Annotated in this window: 18 protein-coding genes; 7 read left to right on the plus strand and 11 right to left on the minus strand. The window is 47.1% G+C overall.

All coding sequences use genetic code 11. From position 1 onward, the window contains the following. Positions 1-205: 205 nt before the first annotated feature. The 3 genes from dnaG to rpsU all read right to left on the minus strand — a co-directional run bounded on the left by dnaG (position 206) and on the right by rpsU (position 2,957). The gene (gene dnaG / locus C2757_RS06970; protein ID WP_215373793.1) at positions 206-2,161 is read right to left on the minus strand and encodes a DNA primase; all 1,956 of its coding nucleotides are present in this window, start codon (positions 2,159-2,161) and stop codon (positions 206-208) included. A 27-nt stretch (positions 2,162-2,188) separates the two neighbouring features. After that, entirely contained in the window at positions 2,189-2,635 is a 447-nt protein-coding gene (locus C2757_RS06975) for a GatB/YqeY domain-containing protein (RefSeq protein WP_215373795.1), read from the minus strand. A 109-nt stretch (positions 2,636-2,744) separates the two neighbouring features. Next, positions 2,745-2,957, minus strand: a complete 213-nt coding sequence (gene rpsU / locus C2757_RS06980) for a 30S ribosomal protein S21 (RefSeq protein WP_011903537.1) — start codon at positions 2,955-2,957, stop codon at positions 2,745-2,747. Between the two features lie 78 nt (positions 2,958-3,035). Between rpsU and tsaD the strand changes: the two genes are divergently transcribed. After that, the gene (tsaD, locus tag C2757_RS06985; RefSeq protein ID WP_215373797.1) at positions 3,036-4,109 is read left to right on the plus strand and encodes a tRNA (adenosine(37)-N6)-threonylcarbamoyltransferase complex transferase subunit TsaD; all 1,074 of its coding nucleotides are present in this window, start codon (positions 3,036-3,038) and stop codon (positions 4,107-4,109) included. A gap of 17 nt (positions 4,110-4,126) precedes the next feature. On the opposite strand, the gene folE2 is transcribed toward tsaD, so the two are convergent. Genes folE2 through xseB form a run of 4 tightly spaced genes read right to left on the minus strand, consistent with a single transcriptional unit; the run spans position 4,127 to position 8,034 of the window. Further along, the gene (gene folE2 / locus C2757_RS06990; protein WP_215373798.1) at positions 4,127-4,954 is read right to left on the minus strand and encodes a GTP cyclohydrolase FolE2; all 828 of its coding nucleotides are present in this window, start codon (positions 4,952-4,954) and stop codon (positions 4,127-4,129) included. Between the two features lie 25 nt (positions 4,955-4,979). Continuing rightward, entirely contained in the window at positions 4,980-6,881 is a 1,902-nt protein-coding gene (dxs, locus tag C2757_RS06995) for a 1-deoxy-D-xylulose-5-phosphate synthase (protein WP_215373800.1), read from the minus strand. Positions 6,882-6,910: 29 nt separating this feature from the next. Then, positions 6,911-7,801, minus strand: coding sequence for a polyprenyl synthetase family protein (locus C2757_RS07000; RefSeq protein ID WP_215373802.1), 891 nt, complete (start codon positions 7,799-7,801; stop codon positions 6,911-6,913). Then, complete coding sequence (gene xseB, locus C2757_RS07005) at positions 7,798-8,034, minus strand: exodeoxyribonuclease VII small subunit (protein ID WP_215373804.1); 237 nt, start codon at positions 8,032-8,034, stop codon at positions 7,798-7,800. The genes C2757_RS07000 and xseB overlap by 4 nt, the downstream gene beginning before the upstream one ends. 161 nt (positions 8,035-8,195) lie before the next feature. Here xseB and C2757_RS07010 point away from each other — a divergent pair, with 161 nt between their 5' ends. Both C2757_RS07010 and C2757_RS07015 read left to right on the plus strand, forming a co-directional pair. After that, positions 8,196-9,302 (plus strand): SRPBCC family protein, encoded by a 1,107-nt coding sequence (locus C2757_RS07010; protein ID WP_215373805.1) that lies wholly within the window; start codon positions 8,196-8,198, stop codon positions 9,300-9,302. A gap of 45 nt (positions 9,303-9,347) precedes the next feature. Then, the gene (locus tag C2757_RS07015) at positions 9,348-10,178 is read left to right on the plus strand and encodes a sulfurtransferase (RefSeq protein WP_215373807.1); all 831 of its coding nucleotides are present in this window, start codon (positions 9,348-9,350) and stop codon (positions 10,176-10,178) included. Between the two features lie 6 nt (positions 10,179-10,184). Here the strand turns inward: C2757_RS07015 and C2757_RS07020 are convergent, their stop codons facing one another. From C2757_RS07020 to polA, 3 genes are read right to left on the minus strand one after another with little or no spacing between them, the layout of a single operon-like run. After that, a complete protein-coding gene (locus C2757_RS07020; protein WP_215373809.1) occupies positions 10,185-10,958 on the minus strand; it encodes a ZIP family metal transporter in 774 nt (257 codons plus the stop codon). 6 nt (positions 10,959-10,964) lie between these two features. Next, positions 10,965-11,840: a dienelactone hydrolase family protein gene (locus C2757_RS07025; RefSeq protein ID WP_215373811.1), complete on the minus strand. Its 876-nt coding sequence runs from the start codon at positions 11,838-11,840 to the stop codon at positions 10,965-10,967. Positions 11,841-11,858: 18 nt separating this feature from the next. Continuing rightward, positions 11,859-14,693: a DNA polymerase I gene (polA, locus tag C2757_RS07030; RefSeq protein ID WP_215373813.1), complete on the minus strand. Its 2,835-nt coding sequence runs from the start codon at positions 14,691-14,693 to the stop codon at positions 11,859-11,861. A gap of 82 nt (positions 14,694-14,775) precedes the next feature. Between polA and C2757_RS07035 the strand changes: the two genes are divergently transcribed. The 3 genes from C2757_RS07035 to C2757_RS07045 are packed head-to-tail and all read left to right on the plus strand — an operon-like array spanning position 14,776 to position 16,958. Then, complete coding sequence (locus C2757_RS07035) at positions 14,776-15,189, plus strand: hypothetical protein (protein WP_215373815.1); 414 nt, start codon at positions 14,776-14,778, stop codon at positions 15,187-15,189. Positions 15,190-15,204: 15 nt separating this feature from the next. Beyond that, a complete protein-coding gene (locus C2757_RS07040) occupies positions 15,205-16,182 on the plus strand; it encodes a homoserine kinase (protein ID WP_215373817.1) in 978 nt (325 codons plus the stop codon). Beyond that, complete coding sequence (locus tag C2757_RS07045) at positions 16,179-16,958, plus strand: BPSS1780 family membrane protein (protein ID WP_215373819.1); 780 nt, start codon at positions 16,179-16,181, stop codon at positions 16,956-16,958. Before C2757_RS07040 ends, C2757_RS07045 begins: the two co-directional genes overlap by 4 nt. On the opposite strand, the gene C2757_RS07050 is transcribed toward C2757_RS07045, so the two are convergent. Next, complete coding sequence (locus tag C2757_RS07050; RefSeq protein ID WP_215373820.1) at positions 16,948-19,308, minus strand: UvrD-helicase domain-containing protein; 2,361 nt, start codon at positions 19,306-19,308, stop codon at positions 16,948-16,950. The genes C2757_RS07045 and C2757_RS07050 overlap by 11 nt on opposite strands. A 24-nt stretch (positions 19,309-19,332) precedes the next feature. On the opposite strand from C2757_RS07050, the gene C2757_RS07055 reads away from it, so the two are divergent. Beyond that, positions 19,333-22,224 (plus strand): valine--tRNA ligase, encoded by a 2,892-nt coding sequence (locus C2757_RS07055; RefSeq protein WP_215373822.1) that lies wholly within the window; start codon positions 19,333-19,335, stop codon positions 22,222-22,224. Positions 22,225-22,234: the final 10 nt, after the last annotated feature.

The raw sequence follows: 22,234 nt of genomic DNA on the forward strand, positions 1-22,234 counted from the left end.
ATTACTGTTATAGATATCGACTGATTAAGTACAGCCCCGTAACTCACTTACCCCAAATTTCATCAAAATAAAGCGCAAGTGGCTGAATTAATTCATTTTTTTCTTGGGAACAGAGGATTATAGTCGATTCCGACTTTTTTTAGCCCCTAATAGTATTAAATATGGGGTAATTTCAGAGAATTTCTTGGGATGTTTCAGTAAATTCTTAGGAGAATTTCAGCTTTTCACCCAATTCCCGATATCTCGCTCGATCTTGCTCATTGGCAGCGCTCCCAGCGATCTTTTGGGCAATTTCCGTCATTTCTTGTTTGAGCTGAGAAAGCTCTAGCTTTTTAAAGGCGCCTTCTAGATCTGCAGTTGCGCCCTCTAGATCCAGATCTGAGTCCATCACCCGCTTTCTGAGCACTTCATAAAGTGGGGCTAAGGCGCTTCTTGAAAGTTGATCTTGAAACATGGCAAATGCACCTGCACCAACAATCGCAGGTTTGCCGTTCTCACCCTGGACCAACTCCACAAGATCACATTGCACTAATAAATCTTGCATGAGCTCTAGTGCTTTGCTTGATCGTTGTTCAGCCGCTTTTAATGCAAGAGCACGCTGATTAGCATCAAGTGCTTTTCCCAAATGCGGGAATTGAATTAAGACACGCAACATTTGCTCAGCCAAATCCATTGGGGCTTTAGGTGGCTCAATATTTTGTGTGGCAACTCTTTTGGCAGAACCTTTAGATGCTTGCCATGGTGCACCTTGCGCGCGATTGCCTGAATTTACAAAACTATTTTGCGGTCTTCCCGCATTACTTGAGTAAGTGCTTGGCGCTGGCGCAGGGGCTACAGTTAAGCCACAAAAAGCCTCAAGTTCTGCAGGCGTAGTATTGGTGCGAATCGCCAGTTCACGCAGGATCTGAGTACGCAACGCAATTGGTGGCATTGAGAGTAATAGAGGCTTGGCCGCATGATGGGTATGGGCTCGGCCCTCTGGAGTCGTTAACTCATGATCCTCACTGACTACCTTAAAGAAGAAGCTTGAAAGTGACATAGCTTCTTTAATGACTTTTTCAAAAGCGGGTGCACCGTAAGCACGAACATAACTATCTGGGTCATGTTCAGTAGGTAAAAATAAGAAGCGAATTTCTTTATCATCTGACATGAGTGGCAAGCAAGCTTCTAAGGCACGCTGAGCGGCGCGCTGACCTGCTGAGTCACCATCAAAGGAAAACACGACTTTATCGGTTTGACGTAAAAGCATCCGCACATGATTTGCAGTACATGCCGTGCCAAGCGTAGCCACTGCATTTGGAAAACCCAATTGCGCCAAGGCGACAACATCCATATAGCCTTCACACACTAGAACATATTCTTGCGCACGGATCGCTTGTCTGGCTTCAAACAAGCCATAAAGCGTGTTGCCCTTTGAGAATAGTGGTGTCTCTGGAGAATTTAAATACTTAGGTTCACCTTGATCGAGAATACGGCCGCCAAAGCCTATCGTTTGACCCTTGGGATTGCGAATTGGGAACATCACTCGATCACGGAAACGATCGTAGCGTTTTACCGGGTGTTTATCTGCAGGAGCGCCTTCAGACTGCTCCCCCTGAATCACTAGGCCACCTTCCACCAAGGTCTTAGCGACCTCATCGTTGGTGTATGGACCAAATACCGCCTCAAGACCTTGCCAACCATCTGGTGCATAACCGAGTCCATAGCGTTTAGCGATTTCGCCAGTAAGACCGCGGCCTTTTAAGTATTCAACTGCACGAGTACTGCCCTTCAGTTGCTGACGATACCAATCTGCCGCTGAACTCATCACCTCACTTAGGGCCATTGCCTGCTGCTGTCTTGCCACATCATTAGCGGTGCGCTCTTCACGTGGCACATCTAAACCCGCAGATCTCGCAAGATCTTCAATCGCATCGACATAACCGAGGCCTGAATACTCCATCATGAAACTGATAGCTGAGCCATGTGCGCCACAACCAAAGCAGTGATAGAACTGTTTAGTGGGTGATACGGAAAAAGATGGGGACTTCTCTGAATGAAAGGGACACAAACCTTGATAGTTTGCGCCTGCCTTTTTTAACTTTACGTGTTGCCCAACCACATCAACGATGTCAACCCGATTTAAAAGATCGGCAATGAAGGAATGTGGAATGAGCGCCATAAGGCTAGGAGTATGCGATGAGTTCTCTTATTTTGCGAGTGCGGCTTTTACCAGGCCAGAAACCTTACCCATATCAGCCTTACCAGCCAATTGAGCCTTGAGAACACCAATCACCTTGCCCATATCTTGAGGGCCTGCTGCGCCAGTAGTCGCAACCGCTGCAGCCACTGCTGCCTCTACCTCAGCATCAGACATTTGAGCGGGCATGTAATCTTGCAAAATTACCATCTCAGCAGCTTCAATCGCCACCAAATCATCGCGCCCTGCTTTTTCAAACTGAGAAATAGAGTCTTTGCGTTGCTTAATCATTTTTTCAATAGTGGCAATAATCGCTGCATCATCAAGCACAATGCGATCATCCACCTCACGCTGCTTGATTGCAGCCAACAATAGGCGAATGGTGCCAAGACGTGCTGTCTCTTTAGCACGCATTGCATTTTTCATATCTTCGGTAATTTGATCTTTCAGACTCATTGCATTGTTCCTAATGTTGAATGTACCAGGCAATTAAAAAGCAAAAACCCGCTGCGTTTCACCGTCAGCGGGTTTCAAAGCTTCTCGGTGAAGAGAGCTTTAAATTCTATTAGTAAAGCTTCTTAGGCAACATTTGGCTGCGAATACGCTTGTAATGGCGTTTAGCAGCGGCAGCCTTTTTACGCTTACGCTCAGCCGTTGGCTTCTCGTAAAACTCGCGGGCACGCAAGTCTGTCAAAAGACCATTTTTTTCAATGGTGCGCTTGAAACGGCGCAATGCCACTTCAAATGGTTCGTTTTCGCGGAGGCGGACTGTAGTCATACTTATTTAACTCGTATATGCTCGATAGGTATCGAAAAAATTAACTGAATTGCGATTCTAGCACGACCAAGCGAAAAAATGATTGTTTTAGGCATAGAAACTTCTTGTGACGAGACCGGGGTGGCTTTATACAACACGACCCCCTGGGAAGAGGGAAAACCTGCCTTTAAAGGCATTCTGGGCCAAGGTTTGCACTCTCAAATCGTCATGCACCGGGATTATGGGGGTGTCGTACCTGAGCTCGCCTCCCGTGACCACATTCGCCGTGTTTTGCCCCTTTTGGATGAATCTTTGGCCAAATCTGGCCTCAAATTGACAGATATTGATGCCGTGGCCTTCACTCAGGGGCCGGGATTGGCTGGCGCCCTCCTCGTCGGCAGTGCCTTTGCCAAATCCCTGGCTCAAGGCCTTAATTTGCCCTCGATTGGGGTTCATCACCTCGAGGGACATCTACTTTCCCCGCTTTTAGGACAAACCGCCCCCCAATTTCCTTTTATTGCCCTTTTGGTTTCTGGGGGCCATACCCAGCTGATGAAAGTCTCTGGCATAGGCCAATATGAACTCTTGGGCGAAACCTTAGACGATGCCGCAGGCGAAGCATTTGATAAGACTGCCAAGCTATTAGGTCTTGACTACCCCGGTGGCGCTGCGATTTCTAAATTAGCAGAAAAGGGGCGCGTCGGAATATTTGACTTACCTAAACCGATGCTGCACTCTGGTGATTTAGATTTTTCCTTCTCTGGATTAAAAACTGCTGTTCTCAATCAAGTGAAAAAGTTTGAAGAGCAAAAAACAGTAGATGCAACTGAAGTCGCACAATTTCATGCAGATCTGGCACGAAGTTTTGTGGATGCCATCGTTGCAGTCTTAGTGAGTAAATCTGAAAAAGCACTCAAGCAAACTACTTGTAAACATTTAGTACTTGCGGGTGGCGTAGGCGCAAACTTGCAATTGCGTAACGCTCTCAATGACAAAGCGCTCAAGAATCACTTCGAAGTGCACTATCCACCACTCGAGTTATGCACTGACAATGGCGTGATGATTGCTTTTGCTGGAGCATTACGGATGCTTGCCAAAAATAATGGCTCCACAACTTCTGGAGCCTTTGATATCAAACCCCGCTGGGATTTGGAGAGCAATAACCTCAAGTAATGAGGAGAAAAAAGGGTTTACTTCTGGTGACTAATGCGCGCAAAAGCGCTGTGGTTATGAATAGACTCAAAGTTTTCAGCCTCAACCACAAAAGAACGAATTCGCTCATCAGCCTTCAGCTTGCCAGCTACATCGCGCACCAAGTCTTCGACAAACTTAGGATTGCTATAAGAGTGCTCCGTTACCCACTTCTCATCAGGGCGCTTGAGTAAACCCCACAACTCACTAGATGCTTCGCTTTCTGCAGCAGCAACCAAATCTTCAACCGTCATTTTGGTTTGTGAATCTAGGACTACCGTCATCGTGACATGTGAGCGTTGGTTGTGAGCACCAAACTCAGAGATCTCTTTAGAGCAAGGACATAAACTCATCACTGGTACTTGTGCACGTAAACCCAATTCAACATCGGTACTACCAGCTGTATTTTGTTTGGCAGTAGCCATCCAAGTCACTTCATAATCCATCAAGCTTTCAACACCAGATACTGGGGCAGCTTTTTTTACGAAGTGGGTATAAGTAAATTGCACATGACCTTCTTTAGCATCGAGCAAAGGCAACATTTCTTTTACAAGTGCTACAACGGTAGTGCTATCAACAGCATGGTCTTGCTTTTGTAGCAAGGCCATAAAACGCGACATGTGTGTACCTTTGACATGAGCTGGTAATGCCACATCCATCTCAAAAGTACCTACTGAGGGAAAGTTCCCTGTCGCATTCCGAATGGTTAGGGGATGACGTACACCACGAATGCCCACTTGCTCGATTGGCAAGGCGCGCTCATCCAAGGTGGATTGCACATCCGGCATGGCGCTGGCTTTTAAAAATGCGGGATTCATGTCATTCATGGCTCTATTTTCAAGCAAAACGGGCTTATTTGCCTGAAACCACCGAATTTAATGCTGCTATTGCAGGAAAACGACGCCCAATAGCATTCTGAATGCCCTCTGCATCCAAGCCACACTTGCTCATGAGCAAGGCGTAATCGCCATGCTCAATAAATTGATCGGGAAGACCTAATTGCAAAAGGGGTTTGTTAATACCGAGATTCGATAAAGCTTCAAGGCACGCACTACCGGCACCGCCTGCAATCGCCCCGTCTTCAATCGTCACAAAATAATCGTGATCAGCCGCTAAAACTTTAATCAGATCAACATCTAATGGTTTGACAAAACGCATATTGGCAACACTAGCATCAATACTCTCTGCAACTTCTAATGCGGGATACAACAAAGTACCAAACGCCAAGATGGCAACGCGCTGTCCTGCAGTTGCAGTTGATTTACGTCGAATCTCGCCTTTACCCAGTGGCAGGGTGCGCAACTCTTTAGAAGGCATAGCACCGATTCCAGCACCCCTTGGGTAACGAACCGCGCTGGGGTGTGGTTGATGAAATGCAGTGGTCAATAAATCTCGGCACTCTGCCTCATCCGCAGGCGTCATCACCAACATATTTGGAATACAGCGCAAGAAAGGAATGTCATACGCGCCAGCATGGGTTGCACCATCAGCGCCTACGAGACCAGCGCGGTCTAAAGCAAACAATACTGGTAGATCTTGCAATGCCACATCATGAATGAGTTGATCGTAAGCACGCTGCAAGAAGGTGGAATAGATTGCTACGACTGGCTTCATGCCTTCGCAAGCCATACCCGCAGCAAAGGTGACTGCATGCTGCTCAGCAATACCAACGTCGTAGTAACGTTTTGGAAACTTCTGCTCAAACTCTACCAAGCCAGAGCCTTCGCGCATGGCTGGTGTAATTCCGACAAGCAATGGATCGGCATGAGCCATATCGCATAACCACTCACCAAATACTTGCGTAAAGGTTTTCTTGGTGACAGCAGCTTTTTTCACACCTTCTTCAGGGTTAAATTTGCTTGGTCCGTGATACAAGACGGGATCCGCTTCTGCCAACTCATACCCTTGGCCTTTTTTGGTAACAACATGCAAGAACTGTGGGCCACGGCCCTCCAGCGCTAAACGCCGCACGTTTTGCAACATGGGCACCAAAGCATCCAAATCATGACCATCGATTGGACCAAAATAATTAAACCCAAACTCTTGGAAGATCGTCGACGGTGAAACCATGCCTTTGGCATGATCTTCAAGACGTTTTGCAAATTCTCGAAGAGGTGGAGCAATCGAGAGCACGCTATCGATGCCCTTTTTCGTTGCGGAGTAAATATTGCCACTGAGCAATCTGGCTAAGTGACGATTCAGCGCGCCCACGGCTGGCGAGATCGACATATCGTTGTCATTGAGAATCACAACGAGCGGTAAATCATCGTAGACACCTGCGTTGTTCATTGCCTCAAATGCCATGCCACCAGTCATCGCGCTATCGCCAATGACCGCAACGGCCACATGCCGTTCACCTTTGGTTTGGAAGGCCCTAGCCATTCCCATGGCGGCAGAGATACTAGTCGATGAATGGCCAGTACCAAATGCATCAAACTCACTTTCAGCACGATGCGGAAATCCTGATAAGCCTTTGAACTGACGCAGGGTATTCATGCGTTTCCGACGACCAGTCAGAATTTTGTGTGGATAACTTTGATGACCAACATCCCACACAATGCGATCGTCTGGCGTGTCAAAAACATAATGTAATGCAATCGATAACTCTACTGTGCCCAGATTGGAAGAAAGGTGCCCACCAGTCTTCGATACAGAATCCAACACAAACTGGCGCAACTCATCAGCCAGAGCTGGCAGTTCTTCGCGGCTGAGTTTTTTTAAGTCTTGCGGAGAGTTAATGGAATCTAAAGTCATTCGGGGTATTTCATCTATTTTGATTTCGCTCATTTGCCTCTATTGACCACCAGTAGAGCTAAATTTTTTAAGGCCTGTGCCTGATTGCCAAAATGATCTAAGCTCGCAAGCGCAGCGACCTGCAGCTCCTGTGCTTGCTTCTGTGCATAGTCTAAACCCATCAAGGTCACATAGGTGGGCTTTGCGTTAGCAGCGTCTTTACCCGCTGTTTTACCTAAGGTTTGACTATCCGCAGTTGCATCTAAGACATCATCAACAATCTGAAACGCTAAACCTAGCGCTGCTGAATAGTTTTGTAATTGAATCATTTGGGCCTGATTAAGTTGGGCTGCAATTCCACCCAACTCCACAGCACAAGAGAGAAGCGCACCGGTCTTTAATGCATGCATCTGCTTTAAGCCAGCAAGATCGAGTTTTTTACCAACGCTTTCTAAGTCGATGGCTTGACCGCCAGCCATACCACGTGAACCCGATGCAGCTGCTAGCGCAGTAATCATGCGTAATCGGGTACCAGCATCGCAGGGTGCTTGAGCAAGAATCTCAAAAGCACGTGTCTGCAATGCGTCGCCAACGAGTAGTGCTGTTGCTTCATCAAAAGCTTTGTGCACAGTAGGACGACCACGACGTAAATCATCATCGTCCATGCAAGGCAAATCATCATGCACCAATGAATAGGCATGAATACATTCAATGGCTGCTGCTGCAGCGTCCAATACTTCTGCTGGAGCATTCCCAAGCGAACCTGCTGCGTAAACTAATAAGGGTCGAATACGCTTACCACCCCCCTGCGCTGCATAACGCATTGCTTCATGCAAACGACTAGGCGTTGTTTGCGCAGAATCCAGCAGGCTATCTAATGCCGCCTCAGTTCGCGCAGAGTGCGATTGCACCCAATCCTGAAATTGATAATCCGGGCTCATTCAGCCTCAAAAACACGCACTTGTTGTTCAACTTGGGCCAGCACGCCTTGGCAGTGCTTTAGTAGTGCAGCTCCACGTTGATAGGCCAATAAAGTCTCCTCCAAGGAAAACTTACCTGACTCCATGTCCGAAATCAGCTTTTCAAGCTCCTTAACAGCCTGCTCATAGCGCAAATCCGGGTCAATTTGGACCTCAAGACCGGGTTTTTGAGTTTCTGACTTTTTGCTGGGCATAAGCGATTTCCTTGGTGTTTCCTGTACGGATAGCCCTACATATTAAAGCGTTATGCCACTCAGATGGGTATAATCCACCCCTTCCTTTCCAATATCGATCCGTCGATGGTTGGATTGGTTATTCCGCTTAGCTTCGGCTGACGTTTTCGGGGGTGGGGAGAATGACTAATCTGGCTACCGCGCAGAAGCTTGCGCCGTCCAACTTACAACTGCCGGTTTCGGCATATTTTGACGCTGATTTATATCAGCGGGAAATTGAACTGCTATTCAAGCAGGGTCCTGGCTATGTTGGCCACGAACTCATGGTGCCGGAAATTGGTTCCTATCAAACATTAAGCGCAGAGAATGAAGGTCGCATTCTGGTTCGTAATGAATCGGGCGTAGAACTGCTTTCTAATGTTTGCCGTCATCGTCAAGCACGCATGCTCAATGGCAAAGGCAAGGCAGACAATATTGTTTGCCCTCTGCATCGCTGGACTTACGATTTAAATGGCCAGTTATTAGGTGCGCCCCATTTTGAAGACAAGCCTTGTCTCAATTTAGGCAAATCTCCTCTGCAAAATTGGCAAGGACTTTTATTTGAAGGTCCCCGTGATGTACGAAACGATCTTGCCAAACTTGGTGTTGCTGATGACCTGAAATTTGATGGTTACATGCTCGACCATGTTGAGGTACATGACTGCAATTACAACTGGAAAACGTTTATCGAGGTTTACCTTGAGGACTACCATGTAGTGCCGTTTCATCCTGGTCTAGGTAAGTTTGTTTCTTGTGAAGACTTGCATTGGGAATTCGGGGATTGGCACAGCGTACAAACGGTTGGCATTCATAAGGACTTGCAAACCCCAGGCTCGCCAACTTATCGCAATTGGCATGAAGCAGTCTTGCGTCAATTTGATGGTAAAGCCCCGCGTCACGGCGCTATCTGGCTGACCTACTACCCCAATGTGATGGTGGAGTGGTATCCAGGCGTTCTCTGCGTCTCCACTTTGCACCCCATGGGCCCTAACAAGACTCGCAATATTGTTGAGTTCTACTATCCCGAAGAAATCGCGCTATTTGAGCGGGAGTTCGTGGAGTCAGAGCGGGCTGCCTATATGGAAACTTGTATTGAAGATGATGAAATTGGCGAGCGCATGGATCAAGGTCGTGCCGCCCTCTATGCCCGCGGTATTAACGAGGTTGGACCTTATCAAAGCCCAATGGAAGATGGCATGCAACATTTTCATGAATGGTACCGTCGCGTGATGAACTTTCAGGGCGCATAATTCAGTAAGATCTCCATAACGTCTCGCCCACCAATAGGAAGCCACATGACTCCTCTAATTACCGCAAACCAGTTAGAAGAAATCCTCAATAGTGGCGAGAATGTACTGCTCTGTGATTGCCGCTTTGATTTAGTCAATCCAGAAGCCGGCAGAAAAGCTTATGAAGAAAGTCATATTCCCGGGGCGATTTATGTCGATCTCGATCAAGACTTGTCTGGAATCAAATCTGGTAGTAATGGTCGGCACCCGCTACCCTCACCCGAAGCTTGGGCAAAAACCAAAACCCGCTTAGGTATGAGTTCAAACACCTTAGTAGTGGCATACGATAAACAAGGTTCCGTCTATGCAAGCCGCCTTTGGTGGATGCTTAAAGCAACTGGCCACGCCAATGTTCGCGTCTTAGACGGCGGCTTAGATGCCTGGAATGGTCCCATGGGCAGCATTCCTCGCAAAGCTACTCCAAGTCAGCAATCGATCGAGCCGATGCCTTACGTTGGCTTGGTCCTAGTCGATGAAGTTGTCAACAATTTAGAGCCTCAGAAAAATCTGGTGCTTGATGCAAGAGCCAGTGATCGCTTTCATGGTCAGAATGAAACTTTAGATCCGGTCGGTGGACATATTCCTGGCGCTATCAATTACTTCTTTAAAAACAATCTTTCTGCAACCGCATTCAAAGCACCAGAACAACTATTTAAAAACTTTGTAGAAGCACTTGGCACTAGAAAACCTTCTGAAGTGATTCATCAATGCGGCTCAGGCGTTACTGCTTGTCATAATTTGTTAGCAATGGAAATTGCTGGATTAAAAGGTTCTCGACTCTATGCTGGCAGCTGGAGTGAGTGGTGTGCCGATCCGAGTAGACCGGTTGAGCTATAAATAGCCTTAGCGCAGGACAGACAGTAGGATGACAAATCCTACACCGCATGCAATCAAAATAATCTGACGCAAGGACTCTACCCAATGAGGGCGCCGATGCATTTGCGGAATTAAATCGCTTACTGCAATATAGATAAAGCTACTAGAAGCAATCACGAGTAAATAGGGCATTGCTGCATGAGCCTTCTCCAAGAAGAAGTACGCCAACACCCCACCAAGCACCGCTGATAGACCGGAAATTAGGTTGTACAGCAAAGCCCGTGCCCTAGAAAAACCAGCATTTAGCAGCACTATAAAGTCGCCAATCTCTTGGGGAATCTCATGGGCGATGATGGCAATCGCAGTAAAGAAGCCAATATGAAAGTCAGCCATAAATGCCGCGGCAATCAAGATGCCATCAACAAAATTATGAATGCCATCACCTACCAAAATCATCCAGCCGCTACGCCCTGCATTCTCAGCATCATGTCCGTGATGATGATGATGGCCATCGCCTTCATGGTGGTGATCATGACGCAATAGAGCAATTTTTTCGAGCAAGAAAAAACCTAATAAGCCCGCTAGCAAGGTCGCAAATAGAGGCTGAGTTTTTGCACCCTCCATGGTGAACGCTTCTGGTAAGGAGTGGAGCAAAGCAGTGGCTAGCAAAATACCCACCGACAAACTCACCATGTTATTCACCATCTTCGATAACATGGATAAAGAGAAGCTAGCCGCCACTAATACACTAGCAGTGCCTGCTAGTGCGGTAACCAAGAGAATGCTTTGAAGAACAGACATGGTCAATTAAGCTACGCCATTTTTCTTGAACCAAGCCAGACATTTTTCCCAGCCATCTTTTGCCGGCCCCTCACGATAAGAGGCGCGATAGTCAGCATGGAAGGCATGTGGAGCGTCAGGGTAGATCTCGAACTGACAAGCTTTAGCAACTGGATTTTTCGGTGCAGCTTGGGCCAAAGCTGCTTTCATCTGCTCAATACTCTCTAAAGAAATACCAGTATCAGCAGCACCATACAAACCAAGCACTGGTGCCTTTAAATCGGCGGCAATATCCACGGGATGACGAGGATTACCCTCAGTCTTCTCTCCAATCAAGCGACCGTACCAAGCAACACCAGCCCGAACTTGAGGCAATGTTGCCGATAACCAGGTAATCCGACCGCCCCAACAAAATCCCGTTACGCCAACTCTTTTGAGGTCTCCGCCATTCTTTCCTGCCCACACTAAAGCAGCCTGAAGATCATTCAATACCTGTGAATCGGGGGTTTTAGAAATAATGTTGGTAAAGATTTCAGCAATCGTTCCATAAGTATTGGGGTCACCCGCACGAGCAAAAAACTCTGGGGCAATTGCAAGATATCCAAGCTTTGCAAAACGACGTGTGACGTCGGCAATATATTCGTGAACGCCAAAGATTTCACTCACCACAATAATGATGGGCAAAGATCCTTTTGCATTTTGAGGGCGCGATACATAGGCAGGCATCTGAAAGCTGCCCACTGGAATCATTTGCTCGCCCGCTTTAAGGCCATTGAAATCAGTCTCAATGGCAGCCGCTAATACCGGCTCAGATGCTGATACAAACCCAACACCCAGAGCAGTTGCCCCCAGTGCTGAAGTTTTAATGAAGCCTCTGCGACTCTTTTGTATATTTTCCGTCATTCTTGTCTCCTTGCTTTTCTAATGCGCTTCTTCCCAATTATCGCCAATCCCAATGCTCACTAGCAAAGGCACTTTCAGCTGGGCAACATTGCACATCAACCCAGGTAATTTTGATTTCACTAGATCAATTTCATCTACAGGAACATCTAATACCAATTCATCATGAACCTGCAGAAGCAATTTAGTTTTCAACTGTTCTTTTTCTAACCAATCCTCCACCGCAATCATCGCCAGCTTAATCAAATCTGCAGCAGTGCCTTGCATCGGCGCATTAATCGCAGCTCGCTCGGCACCTTGCCGACGTGGGCCGTTGGAACCCTTAATCTCTGGCAACCACAGGCGTCGCCCAAAGACCGTCTCTACGTAACCATTCTCACGAGCCTCTAGACGGGTTCGCTCCATGTATTGAGCTACTCCTGGATAACGATCAAAATATTTGGCAATATAGTTTTGTGCGGCAGAGCGCTCAATGCCTAAATTACCAGCCAAACCAAATGCACTCATGCCATAGATAAGGCCAAAGTTAATCACCTTGGCGTAACGCCGCTGCTCAGAACTGACTTCATCCAATGGAACACCAAAAATCTCTGCTGCAGTGGCTTGGTGAACATCCTTACCATCCCTAAAGGCTGCCAATAAATTTTCATCTTCAGCAATATGCGCCATGATGCGCAATTCAATTTGAGAGTAGTCAGCTGAAAGCAACTTACAACCATCAGCGGGTACAAATGCCTCACGAATACGACGACCCTCTTCAGTACGTACCGGAATGTTCTGTAAATTAGGATCGCTAGATGCGAGGCGCCCTGTAACCGCAGTGGCTTGAGAAAAATTGGTATGGACGCGCCCCGTCTTAGGATCGGCCATTCGCGGCAATTTCTCAATATAAGTAGACATCAACTTGGCTAAGCTGCGATAGTCCAAAATGCGTGCTGGCAATGGATAGTCTTCAGCCAACTTTTGCAGCACCTCTTCGTCAGTTGAAGGTGCGCCCGAAGGGGTTTTTTTAATCACCGGTAATTCGAGCTGACCAAATAGAATTTCGGCGATTTGCTTCGGCGATTGAATATTGAAGGGTTGTCCTGCTAGTTGATGAATCTCTCCCTCGAGCTCTAAAAGGCGTTTGCCCACTTGCTGACCCTGCTGAGCCAGTAAGGCCGAATCAATCCGAATACCATTGCGCTCCATGATGCCCAAGACGCGCATTGCAGGCATTTCAATCTTTTCATAGATGTATAGCAAACCAGGATTTTCCTGAATCTGCGGCCATAGTGCCAAATGTAAGCGCAATGTAATGTCAGCATCCTCAGCCGCATAGTCTGTCGCAATTTTCAGGTCTACTTGATCAAATCCAATTTGATGCACGCCCTTCCCGCAGACCTCTTCATAACGAATAGTCTTCATCCCCAAATGGCGCTCAGCCAAGCTATCCATATTGTGTGGCAGGTGAGACTCCAACACATAAGATTCCAGTAAGGTATCGAATGCAATGCCATTTAAGGTAATGCCATAGTTTGCGAAAATATGGCTGTCGTATTTTAAGTTTTGCCCTACCTTTAAATTCGATTTACTTTCTAACCAAGGCTTCATACGAGCAAGTACCTTAGCACGATCCAATTGCACTTCACCATTACGATGTGCCACGGGAATGTAACAAGCTTCACCGGGCTTCACTGATAAAGAAATTCCCACGAGTTCTGCTGCTAAAGCATCAAGACTGGTTGTTTCTGTATCTACCGCAGTAAGTTCTGCAGATGCAATTTTCTGCATCCACTTTTCTAAACCAGCTTCATCAACAATACATTCATAATGTTTTTCAACAGCGCCTTGTAAATCTCTCACTTCCTGGGAAATTTCTTTTGTTGGTGCACTTGCAATATCTGTAGATCTTTTAGCGGGAATCTTTCCCTCTGTGCCTGCAGCGGCAATCGGCGTGCCTGCTAAATCGAAACTAGGAGCCGGCCTAGAATCCCCATCAGCTGGTCCTGTGAGCTGCTTTTCTACATCGCGTAGCCAAGTTTTAAATGCATAACGCTCAAATAATTCACGCAGCAAAGTCGCATCTTCAGACTTTGCATGAAGATCATCTAGACCTGGTAAATACGGAGATAAATCACAATCCGTTTTCACGGTAATGAGTTGACGTGCTTGTGGTAACCACGTTAAAGAGGCGCGTAGATTTTCCCCCACTACACCTTTGACTTGATCTGCATTGGCCATTAAGTTATCAAGATCGCCAAACTCAGCTAACCACTTGTTTGCAGTCTTTGGTCCAGCCTTTGGAACGCCGGGTACGTTATCTACTGCATCACCAATAATGGAAAGGTAATCCACAATACGCTCAGGTGGGACGCCAAACTTCTCAATGACTCCATTGATGTCCAACTTCTCGTTCGTCATGGTATTAATGAGAGTCACTGATGGATTGACCAATTGCGCTAAGTCTTTATCACCAGTCGAGATGATGGTTTCCCAACCTGCTTCTGTGGCTTGACAGGCCAAAGTGCCAATGACGTCATCGGCCTCTACACCAGACACCATTAAAACTGGCCAACCCAAGGCCTTCACAATCGCATGAATAGGCTCGATTTGTTTGACCAGATCCTCAGGCATTGGAGAGCGATGGGCCTTGTACTCGGAATACATCTCATCCCTAAAAGTCTTGCCTTTGGCATCAAAAACACAGGCAATATGGTCTGCCTTCAGCTCTGATCTGGCGCGCCGCATCATATTGACCATGCCATAGATAGCCCCAGTAGGCTCCCCAGCCCCATTTCTCAGGTCTGGCATGGCGTGAAAGGCACGGTAGAGGTAGCTAGAACCGTCTACCAATAAGAGTCTATGTTTAGTCATACCGCAATCGTACAATCTAGTTGTGAATTGCCTACAGGACTGGTTAGGGAACCGCCCGAGAATAGGCTTAAAAAGGTGAAAAATGATGCATGCTCTTACTAACTTAATTGGCCACGCCCTCAATCAAAACCTTGCTCTGATGAGCTTTTTCATGGTTTTTGCACTTCTAGGAATGACGCCTGCACAAGCTCAGAATAACAGCCAGGCCTTGAGCACCTCGGAACTGAACCGTATCAATAATCAGCCACTGGCACCCACCGTGAGCCCGTCAGGCATTGTTGATGGTCCGCAAAGTCGCCAACCTAGCTATCAGTATAAGAATGACCGTGGCACCGAAGTCACCGAATATAAAGATGCCAACAGCCCAACCCAGGTTCAGGTAAAAACAAAATACACCACCTATGAGATGTCTCCACCTGACTCTGTCATGCCTGGACCGCCATCTGGTGAAGGCTCTCTTTTGAGTGTGCCAAGTATCAGCATTCCAATTCAATAAGAAATCTGTTGCTTCATGGCTGTATTTACTCCGATTGAACTTGCTGAGATCTCACCGTGGATCTCGCAAGAATTCAATATTGGGGAAGCAACAGGAATACGCGGCATCCATGGTGGAATTGAAAACTCCAACTTCTTCCTAGACACTCTCAAGGATGGTGAAAAACAAGAATATGTTCTCACCATTTTTGAAAGACTCACTGCCGAGCAACTCCCTTACTACCTTGAATTCATGCGCCATTTGGCTAACCAGGGCATTCCAGTCCCTAAGCCGATTGAGAACCATCAAGGTCAAATTTTATTTTCACTGAAAGGTAAACCGGCCGCAATTGTTAGCAAGCTGCCAGGATTATCAAGACTTGAGCCAGAAGCAAAACACTGCGCCATGGTTGGTGAGATGTTGGCCAAGATGCATTTAGCTGGAAAAGATTTTCCAAAAACCCAGGAGAATCTACGCAGTCTAGGCTGGTGGCAACAAACCATTCCTTTGGTATTGCCTCATTTAAATGGATCACAAAAAGATTTACTGACACACGAGCTCGCTGCACAAGAAGCATTTTTTAGCTCCGCAGCATATGATGTACTTCCGCAAGGGGCCAGCCACTGCGATCTTTTTCGTGACAACGTGTTATTCGATCCCAAAGGATCCTCAGATACCTCACAAGATCAATTGGGCGGCTTCTTTGATTTCTATTTTGCAGGTACAGACAAGTGGCTATTTGACTTAGCAGTAACCGTGAATGATTGGTGTCTCGCAGACAACAAACAAGATTTAGACCCTGTTCGCTTTGATGCACTGATGAAGGCCTATCAAGCAGTTCGCCCGCTAACCAGAGAAGAACAGGCTAGCTGGACATTGATGGTACGTGCTGCAGCACTGCGCTTTTGGGTATCCCGTCTTTGGGATTTTTATCTTCCAAGAGATGCGCAAATGTTAACGCCTCATGATCCAGCCCACTTTGAACGCATTCTTCTTAGCCGCCGCTCATTATGAAACTCAATTCCGTCACTTCAAGTGAAGGCTATACCTGGATAAAACAGGGTATTTGGCTTTTTAAACAAAATCCCCTCGGCTTTCTCATGCTGGTCTTTATGTATGTGTTTGTTGCGCAGTTAGCACTGATGGTGCCAGTGATTGGTGTATTCGCTGTTTTGCTACTAACGCCCACTTTAGCGGTAGGTTTTATGACAGCATGCCGCCAAGCAATTCAAAAAGAACGTATTAGTCCAGCAGTGTATTTAATTGCCCTTAGGTCTGGCAGCTTAGTGCGTCGACGCATGCTCCAACTGGGCTTAGTCTATGCAGCCCTAATACTACTTCTCAGCTTTGCCTTGAGTCTCTTGGTAGATTTTGAGTTACTGCTACCGCTCATGACGAGTGATCAAGTTATCACCCCAGAAGCTCTTCGCCAGATTTATTGGGTACTTTTTTTTGGGGCTATTCTGTATATTCCTGTGGCCATGTTGATGTGGTTTTCCCCTGTACTCGTAGCATGGGCTGATATGTCGATTGCACAGTCTCTCTTCTCTAGCTTCTTAGCCTGCTGGACGAATAAGGCAGCTTTTTCTATCTATCTGGCGATCTGGGCTGCAGTTCTAGTGGCTATCCCACTGACAGTGGGAATGATTTTTGATGCTATCGATCTGGGGCAAGTTGCATCGTTCATCATTGCGCCAATTTCCATGGCGGGCTTAACAGTCATGCACTGCTCATTCTATGCAACTTGGAAAGCTTGCTTTACCGAAGACCTGGTGACTATCAGTCAATAGCCGCAAGCTTTGCAATACTCAGTTGTAGCCATTTCACGCCATGGCGTTTAAAACTAACTTGAGCGCGCGCATCAGCATCTACTCCTTCTAAACCGGTCACGCGTCCTTCACCAAACTTTGTGTGAAATACATTTTGACCAATCTTAAATGGATAATTACCACGCGGTGGAGATGCTAAACGCTTAACCTCCATTGCAGCAGAGCCCACTCGTTTGACTGGCCTTTGTTCACTACCCGAATCAAAAAAGTCATTTGACTCATACTCCCGCTGTCGCGTGTAACCGTCTTGCCAGGTAGATCCCCCTCTATTACTACCGCCCCAACGGGCGTCTTTTGCTTTTGGGGTGAGCCACTTTAGGGAGTCGGCGGGCAGTTCTTCTAGAAAACGTGATGGCATGTTGTAGCGAACTTGTCCATGCAACATACGTGACTGGGTATGTGAGAGATACAGACGCTCTTTGGCACGTGTGATCGCAACATACATCAGACGCCGCTCTTCCTCTAAACCATTTTGCTCATTCACACTATTTTCATGAGGAAATAATCCCTCCTCAAGCCCGGTAATAAAGACGGATGTGAACTCTAAGCCTTTCGCAGAATGCACAGTCATCAATTGCACTGCATCTTGACCGGCTTGTGCCTGGTTATCACCAGCCTCTAGTGAAGCATGGGACAGAAAGGCGGCTAATGGTGAGACTTCGACGACACCAGGCGCATTCTCACCAGGCAGCATCGCTGCGACCGCATCTTGGCCATAACCCTCTTCCGCAATAAATGCCGTTGCTGCATTGATTAATTCTTGTAAGTTTTCAACACGATCTTGACCCTCGCGCTCAGATAAATAGTGCTGAATTAAGCCGCTATGCTGAATCACAAACTCGACTGTCTCAGGCAAGGTGTTATGTCGGGTGGCTTCTCGCATATGATCCACCAAGCGCACAAAACCGCCAAGCGCAGCTCCTGCCTTACCTTCCAAGGATGAAGCAGCCGTATACAAAGACGATTGCTGACTTCTGGCAGCGTCTTGCAAAGCTTCGATAGATCTTGCGCCGATACCCCGCGTTGGGAAATTCACAACCCGCGAGAATGAGGTGTCATCGTTTGGATTTTCAAGAAGTCGTAGATAAGCAAGAGCATGCTTAATTTCTGCGCGCTCGAAGAATCGCAATCCGCCATACACGCGGTATGGAATAGCAGCTGAAAATAGTGCATGTTCGATGATGCGTGACTGTGCATTGCTACGATATAAGAGGGCGATTTCAGTACGCTTAATTCCACTATTTACCAGTGCTTTAATTTCATCAACTAGCCAAGCTGCTTCGGCATGATCGCTGGGCGCATCAAAAATACGGACTGGTTCACCATGACCTGCATCTGTTCTGAGGTTTTTACCAAGACGTTCTGAGTTGTTGGCAATCAAGTGATTTGCCGTATCTAGAATATGGCCATGCGAGCGATAGTTTTGCTCCAGCTTGACCAACATAGGATGAAATTGTTTTTCATAGAGACGCATATTCTCGACGTCTGCGCCTCGGAAAGCATAAATACTTTGATCATCGTCACCAACCGCGAATACCGAGCTGCTTCCTGCCCCACTCACATTGACACGACTAGCATCATGGCCTGAAAGTAGTTTTAACCAAGCGTACTGCAAAGCATTAGTGTCTTGAAACTCATCAATCAAGATGTGCCGAAAGCGCTCTTGATAATGCGTGCGAATGGCTTCGCTATGTTTGAGGAGTTCATAGCTACGCAAGAGAAGTTCTGCAAAATCTACCACTCCTTCACGCTGACACTTCTCATCATAGGCCGCATACAGTTGCGCCATCTTTGCCTGAAAGTCATCTCCAATCGCTAAATCCTTGGCACGTTGGCCACGCTCTTTAGCGTGAGCAATAAAGTACTGCAGCTGCTTAGCTGGATACTTTTCATCATCAACCTTCAAGCCTTTTAAAAGACGCTTGATTGCCGATAGCTGATCTTGGGTATCCAGAATTTGGAAAGTGGATGGTAAGCCAGCTTCTTTATGGTGAGCCCGCAATAAACGATTACAGAGGCCATGGAAAGTGCCAATCCACATCCCCCTGGTGTTGATAGGCAACATCGCACTTAAGCGCACCATCATCTCTTTAGCGGCCTTATTCGTGAAAGTCACTGCCAAGACCCCTATTGGGGAAACTTGGCCAGTCTGAATCAACCAGGCGATCCGGGTAGTTAGGACGCGGGTCTTGCCACTTCCCGCTCCAGCCAAAATCAAGGCTGACTGGGCCTGGCCATCTTCATTTACGGGAGGAAGGGTCACTGCCTCGCGCTGTTCGGGATTAAGGTTGGCGAGCAAGTCTGAGTACATCGCCCCAATTATAATTTGCCTCTTATGCCAAATGCCTCAAATACCCCTAATTCACCAGCGACCAGCTCAGTAGATGAGCTCGCTAAATCCTATGAACCCGCCCCAATAGAAGCCTACTGGGGTCCAGAGTGGGAAAGCCGGGGAATTGCCAATGCAACGATGCTTGAGGGCAAGGAGAATTTTTCTATTCAGCTCCCGCCGCCAAATGTGACGGGCACCCTCCACATGGGACATGCTTTTAACCAAACCATCATGGATGGTCTAGTTCGACACGCCCGCATGTCTGGCAAAAATACTTTATGGGTTCCTGGAACCGACCATGCAGGTATCGCGACTCAAATTGTGGTTGAGCGTCAGCTCGATGCGCAAAAAGTTTCTCGCCATGACTTGGGTCGTGAAAAGTTTTTAGAAAAAGTTTGGCAGTGGAAAGAAGCTTCCGGCAATACGATCACCCGACAAATTCGTCGCTTAGGCGCTTCGATCGATTGGGGTAAAGAATATTTCACCATGGATAGCAAGATGTCCAAAGCAGTAGTTGAGGTATTTGTGCGCTTGCATGAGCAGGGCTTGATTTATCGCGGCAAACGCTTGGTGAACTGGGATCCTGTGTTGGGTACCGCTGTATCGGACCTAGAAGTGGCCAGCGAAGAAGAAGATGGCTCGATGTGGCATATCCGTTATCCACTGACCGATGGCTCTGGTCATCTAACCGTTGCCACCACTCGCCCGGAGACCCTGCTGGGTGACGTTGCGGTGATGGTGAACCCAGAAGATGAGCGTTATAAGCATCTGATTGGAAAATCAGTCAACTTACCCTTATGCAATCGTCCAATTCCCATCATTGCAGATGATTATGTTGATCTGAACTTTGGTACTGGTGTAGTTAAGGTTACCCCTGCGCATGACTTTAATGACTATGCAGTAGGTCAACGTCATCAATTACCAATGATCAATATTCTGACATTGGACGCCAAGATTAATGAGAATGCACCTGCCGCCTACCAGGGCATGGAGCGTTTTGCTGCTCGCAAACAAGTTGTTGCTGATTTGGATGCCGCTGGTTTATTAGAAAAAGTACAGCCACATAAACTGATGGTACCTCGTGGTGATCGCACCCAAACCATTATTGAGCCCATGCTCACTGATCAGTGGTTTGTGGCAATGTCTAAGCCTAGCCCAGATAACCAATATCAACCTGGTTCATCAATTGCTGGTGCTGCATTAGATGCCGTGACAAAAGGTGACATCAAACTTGTTCCAGAAAATTGGATCAATACCTACACACAGTGGCTAGAAAATATTCAGGACTGGTGCATTTCTCGTCAACTCTGGTGGGGTCACCAAATCCCTGCTTGGTATGGCGATGACGGTCAAATCTTCGTAGCTCGTTCAGAGGAAGAAGCCAAGACAAAGGCTGCAGCTTCAGGCTATACCGGCAAGCTCAACCGCGACCCAGATGTTTTGGATACTTGGTTTAGCTCTGCACTCGTCCCATTTAGCTCATTAGGTTGGCCAGAGGAAACCCCTGCGCTCAATCACTTCTTACCTTCATCAGTGTTGGTAACAGGCTTTGACATCATCTTCTTCTGGGTGGCACGCATGGTGATGATGACTTGCCACTTCACTGGCAAGGTGCCGTTTCATACGGTCTATGTTCATGGTCTTGTGCGTGATGCCGAGGGCCAAAAGATGAGTAAGTCCAAGGGCAATACCTTGGATCCGATTGACTTGATCGACGGTATTCAGATTGATGATTTAGTTAGTAAGCGAACTACAGGCTTGATGAATCCAAAGCAAGCTGAAAGTATTAGTAAAAAAACAAAAAAAGAATTTCCCGAAGGTATTCCGGCATTTGGTACAGATGCGTTGCGCTTCACCTTTGCATCCCTCGCCTCACTCGGTCGCAACATTAATTTTGATCAAAAACGCTGCGAGGGCTATCGCAACTTCTGTAACAAGCTCTGGAATGCAACACGCTTTGTTCTCATGAACTGCCCAGGTAGCGATGAAGACAATGGTTTTGCTCCATGCGATAACCAGTGTGGTCCGGATGGCTACCTGGATTTCTCACCAGCAGACCGCTGGATTGTTTCTCAACTGCAAAGAACTGAAGCCGAAGTAGCCAAAGGTTTTGAAAACTATCGCTTTGACAATATTGCGAGCAGCATCTACCAATTTGTTTGGGATGAGTATTGTGATTGGTACTTAGAGTTAGCAAAGGTACAACTGCAAACTGGAACCCCAGCACAACAACGCGCAACTCGCCGCACCTTGTTGCGTGTGCTTGAAACAATCTTGCGGATGGCGCATCCACTGATTCCATTTATCACTGAAACGCTTTGGCAAACTGTTGGCCCTAAATCTGGAAAAGATTTGGCCAAACAAGAAAAGCAAAGCATCGCACTGCAACCATACCCAGTTGCTCAAGCAGATAAGATCGATGAACAAAGCGAAGCATGGGTGGCACAAATCAAAGCGATTGTCGACGCCTGCAGAAACCTGCGTGGCGAAATGCAGGTCCCCCCAGGTCAAAAAGTACCACTCTGGATTAGTGGGCCAGAAGCCTTCCTACAAAAAGTTACCCCATATTTACTCGCACTAGCTAAATTATCTGAAGTCAAAATCTATCAAGACGAGTCTGCTTTAGAAAAAGATGCGCCAGATGCACCAATGGCGCTCGTGGGTGATCTAAAGCTTCTTCTCAAAATTGAGGTAGACGTAGGCGCTGAACGCGTTCGCCTTGGCAAGGAAATTGAGCGTCTAGCTAATGAAATCACCAAAGCTCGCAGCAAACTGGGTAATGAAAGCTTCGTTGCCAGAGCGCCAGTGGACGTTGTAGCCCAAGAAAAACAGCGTCTTGCTGGTTTTGAACAAAATCATGAGAAGCTTGTTGCACAATTAGAGCGTCTGAAATAAAACCTTAGCA

This window comes from Polynucleobacter sp. MWH-Svant-W18 (genome assembly GCF_018687495.1).
Lineage (GTDB): Bacteria > Pseudomonadota > Gammaproteobacteria > Burkholderiales > Burkholderiaceae > Polynucleobacter.

Coding starts and splice junctions, on each gene's coding strand:
- dnaG (WP_215373793.1), bottom strand. CDS start 2,161: ATGGCGCTCATTCCACATTCCTTCATTGCCGATCTTTTAAATCGGGTT.
- C2757_RS06975 (WP_215373795.1), bottom strand. CDS start 2,635: ATGAGTCTGAAAGATCAAATTACCGAAGATATGAAAAATGCAATGCGT.
- rpsU (WP_011903537.1), bottom strand. CDS start 2,957: ATGACTACAGTCCGCCTCCGCGAAAACGAACCATTTGAAGTGGCATTG.
- tsaD (WP_215373797.1), top strand. CDS start 3,036: ATGATTGTTTTAGGCATAGAAACTTCTTGTGACGAGACCGGGGTGGCT.
- folE2 (WP_215373798.1), bottom strand. CDS start 4,954: ATGAATGACATGAATCCCGCATTTTTAAAAGCCAGCGCCATGCCGGAT.
- dxs (WP_215373800.1), bottom strand. CDS start 6,881: ATGACTTTAGATTCCATTAACTCTCCGCAAGACTTAAAAAAACTCAGC.
- C2757_RS07000 (WP_215373802.1), bottom strand. CDS start 7,801: ATGAGCCCGGATTATCAATTTCAGGATTGGGTGCAATCGCACTCTGCG.
- xseB (WP_215373804.1), bottom strand. CDS start 8,034: ATGCCCAGCAAAAAGTCAGAAACTCAAAAACCCGGTCTTGAGGTCCAA.
- C2757_RS07010 (WP_215373805.1), top strand. CDS start 8,196: ATGACTAATCTGGCTACCGCGCAGAAGCTTGCGCCGTCCAACTTACAA.
- C2757_RS07015 (WP_215373807.1), top strand. CDS start 9,348: ATGACTCCTCTAATTACCGCAAACCAGTTAGAAGAAATCCTCAATAGT.
- C2757_RS07020 (WP_215373809.1), bottom strand. CDS start 10,958: ATGTCTGTTCTTCAAAGCATTCTCTTGGTTACCGCACTAGCAGGCACT.
- C2757_RS07025 (WP_215373811.1), bottom strand. CDS start 11,840: ATGACGGAAAATATACAAAAGAGTCGCAGAGGCTTCATTAAAACTTCA.
- polA (WP_215373813.1), bottom strand. CDS start 14,693: ATGACTAAACATAGACTCTTATTGGTAGACGGTTCTAGCTACCTCTAC.
- C2757_RS07035 (WP_215373815.1), top strand. CDS start 14,776: ATGATGCATGCTCTTACTAACTTAATTGGCCACGCCCTCAATCAAAAC.
- C2757_RS07040 (WP_215373817.1), top strand. CDS start 15,205: ATGGCTGTATTTACTCCGATTGAACTTGCTGAGATCTCACCGTGGATC.
- C2757_RS07045 (WP_215373819.1), top strand. CDS start 16,179: ATGAAACTCAATTCCGTCACTTCAAGTGAAGGCTATACCTGGATAAAA.
- C2757_RS07050 (WP_215373820.1), bottom strand. CDS start 19,308: ATGTACTCAGACTTGCTCGCCAACCTTAATCCCGAACAGCGCGAGGCA.
- C2757_RS07055 (WP_215373822.1), top strand. CDS start 19,333: ATGCCAAATGCCTCAAATACCCCTAATTCACCAGCGACCAGCTCAGTA.